Annotated in this window: 13 protein-coding genes; 7 read left to right on the plus strand and 6 right to left on the minus strand. The window is 70.8% G+C overall.

Annotation, left to right across the window (positions count from 1 at the left end):
* The first annotated feature begins 28 nt into the window (after positions 1-28).
* Together BMZ18_RS15495 and BMZ18_RS15500 are read left to right on the plus strand one after the other, a co-directional pair.
* On the plus strand, positions 29-1,426 hold the full coding sequence (locus BMZ18_RS15495; RefSeq protein WP_068363204.1) for a class II fumarate hydratase: 1,398 nt from the start codon (positions 29-31) through the stop codon (positions 1,424-1,426).
* Between the two features lie 78 nt (positions 1,427-1,504).
* A complete protein-coding gene (locus tag BMZ18_RS15500) occupies positions 1,505-1,924 on the plus strand; it encodes a hypothetical protein (RefSeq protein ID WP_068363201.1) in 420 nt (139 codons plus the stop codon).
* A 28-nt stretch (positions 1,925-1,952) separates the two neighbouring features.
* On the opposite strand, the gene BMZ18_RS15505 is transcribed toward BMZ18_RS15500, so the two are convergent.
* Both BMZ18_RS15505 and phoH2 read right to left on the minus strand, forming a co-directional pair.
* Positions 1,953-2,813, minus strand: coding sequence for an acyl-ACP desaturase (locus tag BMZ18_RS15505; protein WP_068363199.1), 861 nt, complete (start codon positions 2,811-2,813; stop codon positions 1,953-1,955).
* A 174-nt stretch (positions 2,814-2,987) separates the two neighbouring features.
* Positions 2,988-4,301, minus strand: coding sequence for an RNA 5'-3' helicase PhoH2 (gene phoH2, locus BMZ18_RS15510; RefSeq protein WP_068363226.1), 1,314 nt, complete (start codon positions 4,299-4,301; stop codon positions 2,988-2,990).
* Positions 4,302-4,614: 313 nt separating this feature from the next.
* Here phoH2 and BMZ18_RS15515 point away from each other — a divergent pair, with 313 nt between their 5' ends.
* Complete coding sequence (locus BMZ18_RS15515) at positions 4,615-5,442, plus strand: alpha/beta hydrolase (protein ID WP_068363196.1); 828 nt, start codon at positions 4,615-4,617, stop codon at positions 5,440-5,442.
* A gap of 3 nt (positions 5,443-5,445) precedes the next feature.
* Here the strand turns inward: BMZ18_RS15515 and glyA are convergent, their stop codons facing one another.
* A complete protein-coding gene (gene glyA / locus BMZ18_RS15520; protein WP_068102413.1) occupies positions 5,446-6,747 on the minus strand; it encodes a serine hydroxymethyltransferase in 1,302 nt (433 codons plus the stop codon).
* Positions 6,748-6,823: 76 nt separating this feature from the next.
* Positions 6,824-8,017, minus strand: coding sequence for a DUF885 domain-containing protein (locus BMZ18_RS15525; protein WP_068363225.1), 1,194 nt, complete (start codon positions 8,015-8,017; stop codon positions 6,824-6,826).
* Positions 8,018-8,109: 92 nt separating this feature from the next.
* Between BMZ18_RS15525 and coaA the strand changes: the two genes are divergently transcribed.
* On the plus strand, positions 8,110-9,042 hold the full coding sequence (gene coaA / locus BMZ18_RS15530; RefSeq protein WP_068102416.1) for a type I pantothenate kinase: 933 nt from the start codon (positions 8,110-8,112) through the stop codon (positions 9,040-9,042).
* Positions 9,043-9,048: 6 nt separating this feature from the next.
* Here the strand turns inward: coaA and BMZ18_RS15535 are convergent, their stop codons facing one another.
* On the minus strand, positions 9,049-9,816 hold the full coding sequence (locus tag BMZ18_RS15535) for an isoprenyl transferase (protein WP_068363193.1): 768 nt from the start codon (positions 9,814-9,816) through the stop codon (positions 9,049-9,051).
* Positions 9,817-9,964: 148 nt separating this feature from the next.
* On the opposite strand from BMZ18_RS15535, the gene BMZ18_RS15540 reads away from it, so the two are divergent.
* From BMZ18_RS15540 to trhA, 3 genes are read left to right on the plus strand one after another with little or no spacing between them, the layout of a single operon-like run.
* Entirely contained in the window at positions 9,965-10,399 is a 435-nt protein-coding gene (locus BMZ18_RS15540; protein ID WP_068363190.1) for an SRPBCC family protein, read from the plus strand.
* Positions 10,396-11,994 carry a phytoene desaturase family protein gene (locus BMZ18_RS15545; protein WP_068363187.1) on the plus strand — a complete coding sequence of 533 codons (1,599 nt, stop codon included), beginning with the start codon at positions 10,396-10,398 and terminating at the stop codon, positions 11,992-11,994. The genes BMZ18_RS15540 and BMZ18_RS15545 overlap by 4 nt, the downstream gene beginning before the upstream one ends.
* Before the next feature lie 45 nt (positions 11,995-12,039).
* The gene (gene trhA, locus BMZ18_RS15550) at positions 12,040-12,708 is read left to right on the plus strand and encodes a PAQR family membrane homeostasis protein TrhA (RefSeq protein WP_068363184.1); all 669 of its coding nucleotides are present in this window, start codon (positions 12,040-12,042) and stop codon (positions 12,706-12,708) included.
* Between the two features lie 6 nt (positions 12,709-12,714).
* Here the strand turns inward: trhA and BMZ18_RS15555 are convergent, their stop codons facing one another.
* Positions 12,715-14,730, minus strand: coding sequence for a thioredoxin domain-containing protein (locus BMZ18_RS15555; RefSeq protein ID WP_074922296.1), 2,016 nt, complete (start codon positions 14,728-14,730; stop codon positions 12,715-12,717).
* Between the last annotated feature and the right edge of the window lie 21 nt (positions 14,731-14,751).

Raw genomic sequence — 14,751 nt, forward strand, 5'->3', positions numbered from 1 at the left:
CGACCCGCAACCGACGAGGCAAAGGTTCATGACTGATTCCGACCAGTTCCGCATCGAGCACGACACCATGGGCGAGGTCCGCGTTCCCGTGAACGCACTCTGGCGTGCCCAGACCCAGCGCGCCGTCGAGAACTTCCCCATCTCGGGACGTCCCCTCGAACGGACGCAGATCCGTGCGATGGGTCTGCTCAAGGCCGCGTGCGCGCAGGTCAACAAGGACCTCGGGCTGCTCGACGCGGAGAAGGCCGACGCCATCGTGGCCGCCGCGACCGAGATCGCCGACGGCAAGCACGACGGGGAATTCCCCATCGACGTGTTCCAGACCGGCTCGGGCACCAGCTCCAACATGAACGCCAACGAGGTCATCGCGAGCATCGCCAAGAACAACGGCGTCGAGGTCCACCCCAACGACCACGTCAACATGTCGCAGTCGTCCAACGACACCTTCCCCACGGCCACGCACGTCGCCGCCACCGAGGCCGCGGTCACCGATCTCATCCCGGCGCTGCAGTACCTCCACAAGGCGCTCGCGGCGAAGGCCACCGAGTGGAAGACCGTCGTCAAGTCCGGTCGCACCCACCTCATGGATGCCGTCCCGGTCACCCTCGGCCAGGAGTTCGGCGGCTACGCCCGCCAGATCGAGGCCGGCATCGAGCGCGTGCAGTCGGTCCTCCCCCGCCTCGGCGAACTGCCCATCGGTGGCACCGCCGTCGGAACCGGCCTCAACGCCCCCGACGGCTTCGGCCCGAAGGTGGTGGCCGAGCTCGTGAAGTCGACGGGTGTCGACGCGCTGACCCCGGCGAAGGACTCGTTCGAGGCCCAGGCCGCACGCGACGGCCTCGTCGAGGCGTCGGGCGCCCTGCGCACCATCGCGGTCTCGCTGACCAAGATCGCCAACGACATCCGCTGGATGGGATCGGGCCCGCTCACCGGACTCGGCGAGATCCGTCTGCCCGACCTGCAGCCGGGCAGCTCGATCATGCCGGGCAAGGTCAACCCGGTGCTGCCGGAGGCCGCGACGCAGGTCGCGGCGCAGATCGTCGGCAACGACGCGGCCATCGCGTGGGGCGGCGCCGCCGGCGCGTTCGAGCTGAACGTCTACATCCCGATGATGGCTCGCAATCTTCTCGAGTCGCTCAAGCTGCTGGCCAACGTCTCCCGGCTGTTCGTCGACAAGTGCGTGGCCGGCCTCGAGGCCAACGACGAACACCTCAAGCAGCTCGCCGAGTCCTCCCCGTCGATCGTCACCCCGCTGAACAGCGCGATCGGCTACGAGGAGGCCGCGGCCGTCGCCAAGCAGGCGCTGAAGGAGAAGAAGACCATCCGCGAGGTCGTCATCGAGCGTGGGCTGGTCCCGGACAAGCTGTCCGAGGCCGAACTGGACTCCCGCCTGGACGTGCTCGCGATGGCGAAGGTGCGCGACTGATCGTCCACGCGGTGGTGTGAGAAGCGCCGAAAGAGGACAGTCGTATGTGACTGATCACATTCGACGTGAGGACACCTCATGAAGCGAACGGCCGCTGCCACCCTGCTCGTCCTCACCGCTGCCGGTGCCGCCCTCGCGGCACCGGCAGTGGCGTCCGCGGCGCCTCTTCCCCCGGACGGGGTCTACGCGGGGACGGATCCGTCCGGCGCCCCGGTCCCGTTCTGGCAGGGCAAGACCATCACCGGCGGAGGCACCGCGGCCACCAACCGTGTGCTGGGTGCCGACATCCTGCCGGCGGACGTGTACAGCGCCCCGTCCATCGCCACGGGCGCCGACGTGATCCACGTCGACTACGGTCGCCTCTCGCCCGCACTGGGCGCTCTGGTGCACGACGAGATGACCGTGGACCCGGCGAACCCGAATCGGTACACCGGCACGGTCTACTTCGTCGGCTTCGGCGGCGCCGCGCCGATCGGCGGATTCACGCTCACACGGTGAGCGCGGTGAGCGCGCGGGCGGTGACCGCTCAGGCGACGCCGACTGCGGAGCGGAGCCGATCGCGCGCAGCCGCGGCGTCGTCGCCGAGGCCGTCGAGGTCGAAAATGCCCCACGTCTCGAGCAGCGGCCGGATGACCTGCTCGGTCTGCACGGTCTCGTCGTAGAGACCGGCCTCGGCCAGCAGGGCCGTGCTGTTGCCGCGTCCGGGCAGATCCACCGACGGCAGGGAGAACGAGTCGACGGCGTCCGCGACGGCGAGCACGGTGCCGTCCGCATCGTGCCGGAGGGCCGCGGCGACCAGCGAGGCGAACAACTCGGCCTGCAGCGCGTCGTCGGTGGCGATGCGATCGAAGATGGCCGACAGCAGGGCGTCCTCGCTGACGTCGGCACTGCGACGGTGGCGGACGGTCGCGGCCTGCTCGTCGAGCGCGAACTTGGCCAGGATGTGGACGGCGTGCAGCGACGGCGACCGGTACCCCGTGGTCATGTGCTCCACGCGAATGCGTTCGAGCTCGACGGGGTCCACGGCGCGCGTGGTCATGAGGTAGTTGCGCAGCACGATCGCGTGCCGGTTCTCCTCGGCCGTCCAGCGACCGATGAGCTTCCACCAGGTGTCGTTCGCCCGCAGCGCGAACGCGAGGTCCCGGTGGTACTCCGGCAGGTTGTCCGCCAAGAGCACGCCGACGGTGGCCGCGAGCACCTCGACGTCGGACAGCGACACCTGGTCCGGCGCCCAGTCCTCGCCGCCCAGGAACGCGAAGTTCCGGCCCGCGTCCCACGGCACGTAATCGTGCGGTTGCCACCCGTCGGCCACCTCGATGTGAGCCTCGAGGACTCGTGCGGCGTCCGATTCCAGGGCGGTCAACACGTCGTGGTCGCTGGTGTCCATGCCCCAGAGAATAACGGCCGGACCAGCCCGGCTCGGAATCCTGACGCCCCTCCCCCCGTCTTTGGGTGACTCCCAGTCGACGGGCGCCAGGTTCTGGCCCCGGTCACACCATCCGCGGTGACCGGGGCCCCGGCACGTCCTCGTCCGCCGGCCCGAGATCGAGCCGGCCCGAGATCAGGCCGGTCCGAACTCCTCGAGCATGTCCGTCACCAGGGCGGCGATCGGCGACCGCTCGGACCGCGTCAGCGTCACGTGGGCGAAGAGTGGATGACCCTTGAGCTTCTCGATGACCGCGGCCACGCCGTCGTGCCGACCCACCCGCAGGTTGTCGCGCTGGGCGACGTCGTGCGTGAGGACGACCCGCGATCCGGACCCCAGGCGGGAGAGCACGGTGAGCAGGACGTTGCGCTCGAGGGACTGCGCCTCGTCGACGATGACGAACGAGTCGTGCAGCGAGCGCCCGCGAACGTGCGTCAGGGGCAGCACCTCCAGCATTCCGCGCGCGGTGACCTCCTCGATGACCTCCGGGCTCGCGAGGCCGTCGAGGGTGTCGAACACCGCCTGCGCCCACGGGCCCATCTTGTCGCTCTCGCTGCCCGGCAGGTAGCCGAGCTCCTGGCCGCCGACGGCGTACAGCGGACGGAACACCACCACCTTGCGGTGGGTCCGACGTTCGAGCACCGCCTCGAGTCCGGCCGTCAGGGCCAACGCCGACTTGCCGGTGCCGGCCTTGCCGCCGAGGGAGACGATGCCGATGGACTCGTCGAGCAGCAGGTCCAGCGCGACGCGCTGCTCCGCCGATCGGCCGTGCAGTCCGAAGGCCTCCCGCTCACCGCGCACCAGAAGGACCTGCTTGTCCGGCGTGACGCGCCCGAGTGCACTGGACGACCCACCGAGCAGACGAACGCCGGTGTGGCAGGGTAGATCTCGCGCCTCGTCCAGATCGACGACACCGTGCGCGAACAGCGTGTCGACGACCTCCCGCGACACCTCGAGCTCCGCCATTCCCGTCCACCCGGAGGGCACGACGTCGTGAGCGTGGTACTCGTCGGCCGGCAGGCCCACCGCACCCGCCTTGACCCGCAGCGGGATGTCCTTGCTGACCAGCACCACGTCCCGGCCCTCGGCGGCGAGGTTGAGCGCGCAGGCGAGAATCCGCGCGTCGTTGGTGTCGGTGCGGAACCCGACCGGCAGCACGGTCGGGTCGGTGTGGTTCAGCTCCACCTGCAGCGTGCCGCCGTCGACCCCGATCGGAACCGGCTGATCGAGACGACCGTGCTCGATGCGCAGATCGTCCAACATCCGCAACGACTCCCGGGCGAACCATCCCAGTTCGTGATGGTGGCGTTTGCCCTCGAGCTCACCGATGACCACGAGGGGCAACACGACGGCGTGCTCGGCGAACCGGGTCACGGCCCACGGATCGGAGAGCAACACCGAGGTGTCGAGGACGTACGTGCGGGTGGTGGCGGAGCGAGTTGCAGTCACTTCGGACTCCTCGAACGCCGCGCGGGCGCGGCGTGGTCGATCGCTGGACCGGAGGGTCTGCCGATGCCGACCGCCGACGTCGACGAGACCGAGAGTCCGGTCCCTTCTCGGGTCGTTGGATTCGACCATGTCGGAGACCTCCCGCACGGACGGCTTCCCCGCCGCCCGCACTGCCGACGCTACTGCCGCCACCGCACCCGCGGCCCGATCCGGCGTCGGGCGTGTCGGTGAACACCGTGTGACGACTTGCCCCCGGAACCGGCGCATTCGGTATCGCCCCGAAACACGATCCGACGCTGTTAGCGTCGCCGTCATGCAGAACGCCCAGGAGATGCAGGAATTCGACGGCGCACAGGGAACGGTGGCGTACCGAGCGTGGCCGGTGCCGCGTCCGCCGCAGTTCCTCGTGCTGATCGCGCACGGGTACGGGGAGCATTCGGGTCGCTACGCGCACCTGGCCTCCACCCTGGTCGCGGCCGGTGCGGCCGTGTTCGCCCCGGACCACCACGGGCACGGCCGATCCGACGGGGACCGCGCCGTGGTCACCGACGTCGACGCCGTGGTGGCGGACCTGCACACGGTGGCCGAGCGTGCCCGCGCCGACTACCCCGACCTGCCGCTCGTGCTGATCGGTCACTCCATGGGCGGCCTGCTGGCCACGCGCTACGCCCAGACCCATCGCGACGAGCTGGCCGCGTTGGTTCTCTCCGGCCCCCTCGTGGGGAAGATGGAGGTCTTCTCCGCGCTGCTCGAGCTCGACGAAATTCCCGACGTGCCGATCGACCCGTCGGTGCTCTCCCGCGACCCCGACGTCGGCGCGGCCTATCAGGCCGATCCGCTCGTCTACCACGGTCCCTTCGCCCGCGCGACGCTCGAGACCTTCGGCCGGGCCGTGGACACCGTGGCGTCGTCGGGCACGCTCGGCGACCAGCCCACCCTGTGGTTGCACGGCGGCGGCGACCAGCTGGTGCCCTACGAGCCGACCGCCGCGGCCATGCCGTCGCTCCGGGGCGCGTCGTTCCAGGAGAAGGTGTACGACGGCGCCCGCCACGAGATCTTCAACGAGACCAACCGCGACGAGGTCGAGGAGGACGTGCTCGCGTTCCTCGCCGAGGCCGGACTCCCGCTGCGCAACCGGTAGGCGTCAGCCCAGCAGGCCCCAGTCCTCGAGTCCGTCGTACAGCGGGAAATTGCGTGCCAGCGCGGTGACGCGACCGCGGAGAGCATCGGTGGCCTCGCCGGTGACCAGTGCGGTCGCGATGATGTCGGCCACCTCGGTGAACTCGGTGTCGCCGAAGCCGCGGGTGGCGAGGGCCGCGGTACCGATCCGCAGACCCGAGGTCACCATCGGCGGGCGCGGGTCGAAGGGCACGGCGTTGCGATTGACGGTGATGCCGACCTCGTGCAGCAGGTCCTCCGCCTGCTGCCCGTCGAGGCGGGAGTTGCGCAGGTCCACCAGGGCGAGGTGCACGTCGGTGCCGCCGGTGAGCACCGAGATGCCCTGCTCGGCCACGTCGGCGCCGGTGAGACGCTCGGCGAGGATCGACGCGCCGCGCAGGGTGCGCTCCTGACGCTCCCGGAACTCGGGGGTGCCGGCGATCTTGAAGGCCACGGCCTTGGCCGCGACGGCGTGCATCAGCGGTCCACCCTGCTGACCGGGGAAGACGGCGGAGTTGAGCTTCTTCGCCCACTCCTTCTTGGCCAGGACGATGCCCGAGCGCGGGCCGCCCAGCGTCTTGTGGACGGTCGAGGAGACGACGTCGGCGTGCGGGACGGGCGACGGGTGCACACCCGCGGCGACGAGCCCGGCGAAGTGCGCCATGTCGACCCACAGCAGGGCGCCCACCTCGTCGGCGATCGAGCGGAACGCGGCGAAATCCTGGTGACGCGGGTAGGCGGACCAGCCCGCGATGAGCACCTGCGGCCGGGCGTGAAGCGCCTGCTTGCGCACCTCGTCCATGTCGATGCGGTGGTCTTCCTTGCTCACTCCGTACGACTCGACCTCGTAGAGCTTGCCGGAGAAGTTGAGCTTCATGCCGTGCGTGAGGTGTCCGCCGTGGGCGAGATCGAGACCCATGATCTTGTCGCCGGGCGCGATGAGCGCCATGAGCACCGCGGCGTTGGCCTGGGCGCCGGCATGCGGCTGCACGTTGGCGAATTCCGCGCCGAAGAGCTCCTTCGCGCGGTTCCGCGCCAGGTCCTCGACGACGTCGACGTGCTCGCAGCCGCCGTAGTAGCGGCGGCCGGGGTATCCCTCGGCGTACTTGTTGGTGAGCACGCTGCCCTGCGCCTGCAGGATCGCGCGCGGCACGAAGTTCTCCGACGCGATCATCTCGAGGGTGTCGCGCTGGCGGCCGAGTTCGCCGGCCATCGCCGCGGCGACCTCGGGGTCGAGCTCCGCGAGGGACGCGGTCTCGATCGTGGACTTCACAGGTGCAGCGGTCATCGCGACGGTTCTCCAAGCAGCAGGACGAGCGGTCATCGGGGTCGAGCAGGCGTGCGACCAGTCTAGGCGCAGCCGATCAGCGCAATCCGGACGGGATCAGGGGTTCGTCGAGAAGTCGGGCGAACCGGGCGCTGCGCTCGTCGGCGGTGTCCGCGCGATCGAGCCACCCCCCGAGCAAGCGGTAGCCCTCGACGTAGGTGGAGATGTACGCCCGCCACAGCGGCGAGGTCAGGAACCGCAACGACTGCCTGGCCCGCTCCGAGGTCGTCAGCGACCACCGCTCGAGGAACGACGCGACGTCGTCGTGGCTCCGGTGCTGGTCGTGCAGCATCAACGCCGCGTCCTGCCGGACGCCGAGCAGACCCGCAGACGCGGTGTGCACGGCTTCGGCGCGCGCACCGTCGAACCGCAGGCCGAGGTCGGCATAGATCTCCTGCGCCCACGCTCCCCACCCGGGCCCGATCAGAGACTCGAGCGCGAGGTCCGCCAGCCCCTCCGCCATGAGGCACTGCGGGGTGTTGACCAGGAAGATCGTCTGCTCGTGCTGACCGGCCGTCGCCACCAGCCCGGCCTCCTTGCGGCAGTGCTCGGTGTGGTGGCCGGGATAGGACTCGTGTGCGATCAGCCGCGGCAGGTGCGCCATGTGTTGCTTCAGATCCGAGTTGATCGCCACCGTCGACCGGTAGTCGCCGAGGTAGTAGTTGAAGCCGGACCACGGCTTGTCCCCCACCACCTCGTAGGTGACCTGCTCGGCGTCGGGCAGCGGGTACCGGCGCCGCACCTCGTCCCGCAGGGCGCTCGAGAACGCCTCCACGCATGCAGCGAGCCGCTCCGGCGGGATCTCGTCCGACGCGCGGTGGGCCCGCATGCGCTCGGTCAGCGAGCCCGCTCCGGGCAGCACCTCGTCGAGACGGTGATGGGCGGCCCGGTAGTCGTCCTGGTCGCCGAGCGCGATGTCGACGTCGAAGTAGGCGCGGACCTCGTCGACGAACCCGATCTCGTCTCCCGCCAGTTTCCGCGCGGAGCACTCGAGCGCCCGTAGATGGGCGTCGAGGAACGACGCGCGGTCGGCCGACAGGTCGACCGACGGCAGTGCGGCACGCAGGTCGGTCGCCCGACGGGCCAGGGTGCGCGGGTCCGGCGCCGGCGCGTTCTCGACCACTCGGCGCAGCGCCGGATCACCGGTGAAGGCGTCGACAAAGCCCTCTTCGAGCCGGTCGAAGGACAGTCCCAGCGTGAGGTACTCGGTCACGAAGTCGTCGGCGTCCACGGTGATCGACACTACGTCGGCCCACCCGGCTTACGCCCGACCGCCGCCACCCGGCACTATTTCCTTCGGCACCGTTCGTGAATGGAGGCAGCGTGTCCCGGATGAGCGAGTCGAGTCCGTACGTGGAGTTCGATCGCCGACAGTGGCGCACGCTGCGCAAGGCGACCCCCCTCGTGCTGACCGAGGACGAGCTGACCGGGCTGCGCGGCCTGGGCGAGCAGATCGACCTGGACGAGGTCGCGGAGGTCTACCTGCCGCTGTCCCGATTGATCCATCTGCAGGTCGCCGCGCGTCAACGTCTGTTCGCCGCCACCGCGACGTTCCTGGGCGAGCAGACGCCGGACCGCCAGGTGCCCTTCGTGATCGGCATCGCGGGGAGCGTCGCGGTCGGCAAGTCGACGACGGCCCGCGTCCTGCAGGCGCTGCTCTCCCGATGGGAGCATCACCCGCGTGTCGACCTCGTGACGACGGACGGGTTCCTCTATCCCTCGGCCGAGCTCATCCGTCGAGGCATCATGCACCGCAAGGGTTTCCCCGACTCGTACGACCGACGCAAGCTGCTGCGTTTCGTCACCGAGGTGAAGTCCGGCGCGGAATCGGCGCGGGCACCGGTGTACTCGCACGTCTCCTACGACATCGTGCCCGGCGCGTTCACCGAGGTGCGCCAGCCCGACATCCTCCTCATCGAGGGGCTGAACGTCCTCCAGACCGGACCCCGGCTCATGGTGTCGGACCTGTTCGACTTCTCCATCTACGTCGACGCCCGCATCGAGGACATCGAGCAGTGGTACATCAGCCGATTCCTGGCGCTGCGCAAGACGTCGTTCGCCGACCCGGCCTCACACTTCCACCACTATTCGGGGCTGTCCGACGAGCACGCCCGGATGGCGGCGGCGGACATCTGGCAGTCCATCAACCGGCCGAACCTCGTGGAGAACATCCTCCCGACCCGGCCGCGCGCGACGCTGGTGCTGCGCAAGGACTCCGATCACGCGATCAATCGGCTTCGGCTGCGGAAGCTCTGACGAGCCTCAGACGCCGAACCGGCGGTGCCGCCGCGCGAAGTCCCGTAGCGCCCGCAGGAAGTCCACGCGCCGAAACTCCGGCCAGTAGGCCTCGGTGAACCAGATCTCCGAGTAGGCGCTCTGCCACAGCAGGAACCCCGACAGCCGTTGTTCGCCGGACGTCCGGATCACCAGGTCGGGATCGGGCTGGCCCGACGTGTAGAGGTGGGCATCGATGGCGTCGACGGTGATCGAGTCCACCAGCGACCGACCGCCCAGTCCGTCGTCGAGCTTCTCCGCGACGAGGGATCGAACGGCGTCGGTGATCTCCTGCCGTCCGCCGTACCCGACCGCGACGTTGACGTGGGTGCCCGACCGGCCGACGGTCCGCGCGGCGGCTTCCTGCAGCCGGCGCGCCGACTCGGGGGGCAGCAGATCGAGCGTGCCGACGATCTTGACGCTCCAGTTCATCGACGGCCCGGAAATCTCCTCGACGACGTCGGTGATGATCTCGAGCAGCGAGTCGATCTCCTCCGGATCCCGACGCAGGTTTTCCGTCGAGAGGAGGTAGATGGTGGCCATGTCGATGCCGGCGAGGTCGCACCAGGTGAGCAGTTCCGCGATCTTCAGCGCACCCATGCGGTGGCCGTGACTGACGTCGGTGAAGCCGTTCTCGCGGGCCCAGCGGCGGTTGCCGTCGCACATGACCGCGATGTGCCGGGGATGCTGCGCGCCGTCGAGCTGTCGAACCAGACGACGCTCGTACAGCGTGTACAGCAGACCTCGAGCTTTCACCCGACTCCTCACCGTCTTCGTCGACCTGGGGCACACGACCGAGGAATCACCCTACGCCCGTACCGGATTCTTCTCGGCCTCCCCGGGTAGTCGGTCCGTCGAGAAGGAACACCGTCGACCGCCCCCGTCACCCGAGGAAGTGAGCCCCATGACCGTCGTTCGCGACACCACTGCCGATGTCGATGCCGTGTGGTCGGTGCTGACCGACGGGTGGAGCTACGGCATGTGGGTCGTCGGCGCCTCCCGAATCCGCGCGGTCGATCCGCGATGGCCGCACATCGGGTCCCGGATCCACCATTCGTTCGGGCTCTGGCCGTTCGTGGTCGACGACGTGACGGTGGTGCGCCGCACGATCGACCGCCGGGAGCTGATCCTGGAGGCGCGGGCCCTGCCGGCAGGGCGGGCGGAGATCATCCTCCGACTGCACCCGACACCGACCGGGTGCCGGATCGAGATGATCGAACACGCCGCCTCGGCGCCCTTCGATTGGGTACCCGATACCGTGCAACATCTCGCGGTGTACCCGCGCAACACCGAAGCCCTGCGTCGACTCGCCTTCCTCGCCGAACGCGCGACGCGGTGACCCCGGTCGTCACCGCCGACGCCCTCGTGATCGGCGCCGGCCACAACGGGCTGGTCGCGGCCGCGGCGCTCGCGGACGCCGGGTGGGACGTCGTCGTCCTGGAGGCGTCGTCGACACCGGGCGGCGCCATCCGCAGCGCCGAGCTGACGCCGGGCTACGTCAGCGACCTCTACAGCGCGTTCTATCCCCTGGGCGTCTCGTCGCCGGCGATGCTCGCGCTCGAACTCGACCGGGTCGGGCTGCGGTGGACGCACGCACCGCGCGCCTACGGGCACCCGCGCTCGCCCGACGACGAGGACGCGCCCGTCATCCATCACCGCCCGGAGGACACCGCGGCCATGCTGGCGCGGCACGATCCCCGCGACGGCGACGCGTGGATGCAGGTGGTCGAGCAGTGGAATCGGGTCCGCGACCCGCTGCTGCACTCGCTGTTCGGCAGCGCGTTCCCCCCGGTGCGCGGGGCGACCCAGCTGTTCCGGCGGCTCGGGACGGCGGAGACGCTGCGTTTCCTGCGCTTCGCTCTGCTGCCGGCTCGCGCCATGGCGCACGAGCTGTTCCACAGCGAGGCGGCGCGGTGCCTCCTGCTCGGCAACGCCATGCACGCCGACGTGCCCACGGACGCTCCGGCCAGTGGCATCCTCGGCTACCTGCTCACCATGCTCGCCCAGGACGTCGGCTATCCCGTGCCGGTCGGCGGAGCCGGCGAGTTGGCGGCCGCCCTGGTACGCCGGGCCGAACGACCCGGCGCGCGGGTCGTGTACGACGCGCCGGTGGTGCGTGTCGACGTCTCCGGCGGGGTGGCGACGGGGGTGCGGACCGCGGGCGGCGAGCACTACCGTGCGCGGCGCGCCGTGATCGCCGACGTGTCGGCCCCAGCGCTCTACGGCTCGCTCCTCCCGCACGACGCGGTGCCCGCGCGTGTCCACCGCGACCTCGAGACGTTCGAGTGGGACACCCCCGTCGTCAAGGTCAACTACGCGCTCGACGCGCCGATCCCGTGGCGGTCGGCCAGCCTGAACGGCGCGGGCACGGTCCACGTCGGTGCCGACGACGACGGCCTGGTCCGGTGGAACGCCGACCTCGTGACCGGCCGGATTCCGGAGCGTCCCTTCATGCTGTTCGGGCAGATGACGACGGCCGATCCCACGCGCTCCCCGGCGGGCACCGAGAGCGCGTGGGCCTACACCCACCTGCCCCGCGGGGTCGTCGACGACGCGTCCGCAGACCTCCTGGCCGCGCGTGTGGACACCGTGCTGGAGGAGCACGCGCCGGGCTTCGCGGCGTCGATCGTCGGCAAGCACGTGCAACGCCCGTCGGACCTCACCCGCTCCGACGCCAACCTGTTCGGCGGCGCCGTCAACGGTGGCACGGCGCAGATCCAGCAGCAGCTCGTGTTCCGCCCAACGCCGGGCCTGGGGCGCGCCGAGACGCCGGTGCAGCGTCTGTACCTCGGGAGCGCGTCCGCGCATCCCGGCGGAGGCGTGTCCGGCGCTCCCGGCCTGTCCGCGGCGAAGGCCGCTCTGGCCGACTCCGGTCCGGTCGGCGCGGTTCGGCGGCGCGCCGTCGGGGCCCTGCTCGACCTGGTGCTCCGGTGAGCGGAGACACGGCCAGGCCTCGCGAAGTTACGCTAGCGTAGGTTCGTGACTGCTTTCGGGATCGACGAGCTGCCGGTCAAGCCCCGCATGCGGGGCTGGATCCACCTCTACGCCTTCGGCGTCTCCGTGATCTGCGGAATCGTGTTGGTCTCGGTGGCCCTCGCCGCGGGACCCCCCGGCGCGGGCCCGGCCGTGGCCGTCTACGCCCTCGCCACGTGCGGGCTGTTCGGCACCAGCGCCACCTATCACCGCGTGCAGTGGGCGAGGCCGCGGAGCCGCGTGTGGATGAAGCGCGCCGACCACTCGATGATCTTCCTGTTCATCGCCGGGAGCTACACGCCGTTCGCCGTCCTCGGCCTCCCCTGGTCGACCGGCAAGGTGCTGCTGATCGTGGTGTGGGCCGGCGCCGTCGCCGGCGTCGCCCTCAAGATGATCTGGCCCGCGGCGCCGCGGTGGCTCGGCGTCCCGCTCTACCTCCTGCTCGGCTGGGCGATCGTGCCCGTCGCCGGCACCCTGACCGACGCCGTCGGGATCGCGCCGATGGCCCTACTGCTGGCCGGCGGCATCTTCTACAGCGTCGGCGGCATCCTGTACGCCACCAAGTGGCCGGACCCCTGGCCCACCACCTTCGGTCACCACGAGTTCTTCCACGCCGCGACGGTGATCGCGGCGATCTGCCACTACGTCGCGGTGTGGTTGGTCCTGCTGCGCTGACGGGAATCAGGCGCCGAGCGCGGCGGTGAGGTCCGCCTCCTCGGTGACCGGCCGGTCGCAGACGAAGCCGCGGCAGACGTAGGCGGTGTCGCGGCCGTCGACGGTCGGACGGTCCGCGAGCAGCGGCGTGGACTCCGGGCTGCCCGCCACCACCACCGTGCCGCCGGGAGCCTGCTGTCGGGCGAGGGCCGCCAGCGTCGAGCTCGGGGCGGTCGTCGCGACCGCCACCTGCAGCGGCCCCGCCACGGCCGCCTCGGCCACCGCGAGCCAGTGCCCGGCCGACCGCGGAGCCCGTTCGAGCAGGATCGACGCGCGGGCCAGGGACAGGTCCGCCGCCTCGCAGTACCGGGACGCTCGCTCGGGATCGGTCAGCGCGGACACCGTCAGCAGGGCCTCGGTGACGAGGGCCGCACCGGACGGCGTCGCCCCGTCGAGCGGATCCGACGGCCGGGTCACCAACTGCTCCGCGTCGTCGGCGGTGTCGAACCACGCGCCGGGCCGCTCCCGGTCGGCGAAGTGCGCCAGCGCCGTGTCGAGGACGTCCTGCGCGGCCGTCAGCCAGCGTCGCTCACCGGTGGCCTGGTGCAGCGCGGCCAGCGCCGTCGCCAGCGCCCCGTGGTCCTCGAGGACTGCCGCGGCGGCACCGACCTCGCCGCCCAGCGAGGCGCGGCGGAGCCGGCCGTCGACCACGTGACGCGAGACCAACGTCTCCGCGCACCGCGCCGCCGCCTCGACCCACGTCCACTCCCCCAGCGCCGCACCACCTTCCGCGAGCGCGGTGACGGCGAAGGCGTTCCAGGCGGTGACCACCTTGTCGTCGCGGCCCGGCTGCGGACGCGTCGCGCGGACGGCCGCCAGGCGTCCACGCACGTCGTCGAACCACGCGACGTCGGCCGGATCGGCACGCAGTTGCAGAACCGACGTGCCGTGCTCGAAGGTTCCGTTGTCCGTCACCCCGAACAGCTCGGCGGCCGCCGCACCGTCGGCATCGCCGAGCGCGTCCCGCAGCTGCGCCGGCGTCCACACGTAGGTGAGGCCCTCGACGCCGTCGGTGTCGGCGTCGAGCGCCGACGCGAAGCACCCGTCGTCGGTTCCGAGATCGCGAATCAGGAAGTCCGCCGTCTCCACCGCGGCGCGGGCCGCGAGGGCGTCGCCGCGTCGGGCCGCGTGGGCGAGGACGCGCAGCAGCAACCCGTTGTCGTAGAGCATCTTCTCGAAGTGGGGAACCACCCAGTCCGCGTCGACGCAGTAGCGGGCGAATCCGCCCGCGAGCTGGTCGTACAACCCGCCGCGCACCATCGCCGCCAGGGTGCGGTCGAGCGTGGCCTCCGCCGCGTCCGATCCCGTCCGTTCGACGTGCCGAAGCAGCGCCTCCGCCAGGGCCGACGGCGGAAACTTCGGCGCCGGGCCGAACCCGCCACGCTCGGTGTCCTCGGCGGTGAGAACCCCGGCGACGGCGTGATCGAGCAGCGCGGCGTCCACGGCGCGCTCACCCATCGGCACGCCGGTCGATCCGCGCCGCAGTTCGGCCACGATCGAGGCGGACGCGGTGGTCACCTCGTCACGGCGGGTCACCCAGGTGTCGGTGATCGCGGTGAGCAGCTGCGGGAAGGACGGCATGCCCTGCCGGGGCGTCGGCGGGAAGTACGTCCCGCAGTAGAAGGGCTCGCCGTCCGGGGTCAGGAACACGGTCATGGGCCACCCGCCCTGACCGGTCATCGCGACCGTCGCGTTCATGTACACCGCGTCGAGGTCGGGCCGCTCCTCGCGGTCGACCTTGATGCAGACGAAGTGCTCGTTCATCAGGGCCGCCGTCGCCTCGTCCTCGAAGGACTCGTGGGCCATCACGTGACACCAATGGCAGGCGGAGTAGCCGATCGAGAGCAACACCGGCACGTCCCGCTCGCGTGCCCACGCCAGGGCGTCGTCGGTCCATTGCTGCCAGTGCACCGGATTGTCCGCGTGCTGGCGGAGGTAGGGACTGGTCGACTCGGTCAGCGTGTTGCGCGCGCGGGGATCCACGCCGGAGACGTTCCCCCGTGC

Source organism: Rhodococcoides kroppenstedtii (genome assembly GCF_900111805.1).
GTDB classification, from domain to species: Bacteria; Actinomycetota; Actinomycetes; order Mycobacteriales; family Mycobacteriaceae; genus Rhodococcoides; species Rhodococcoides kroppenstedtii.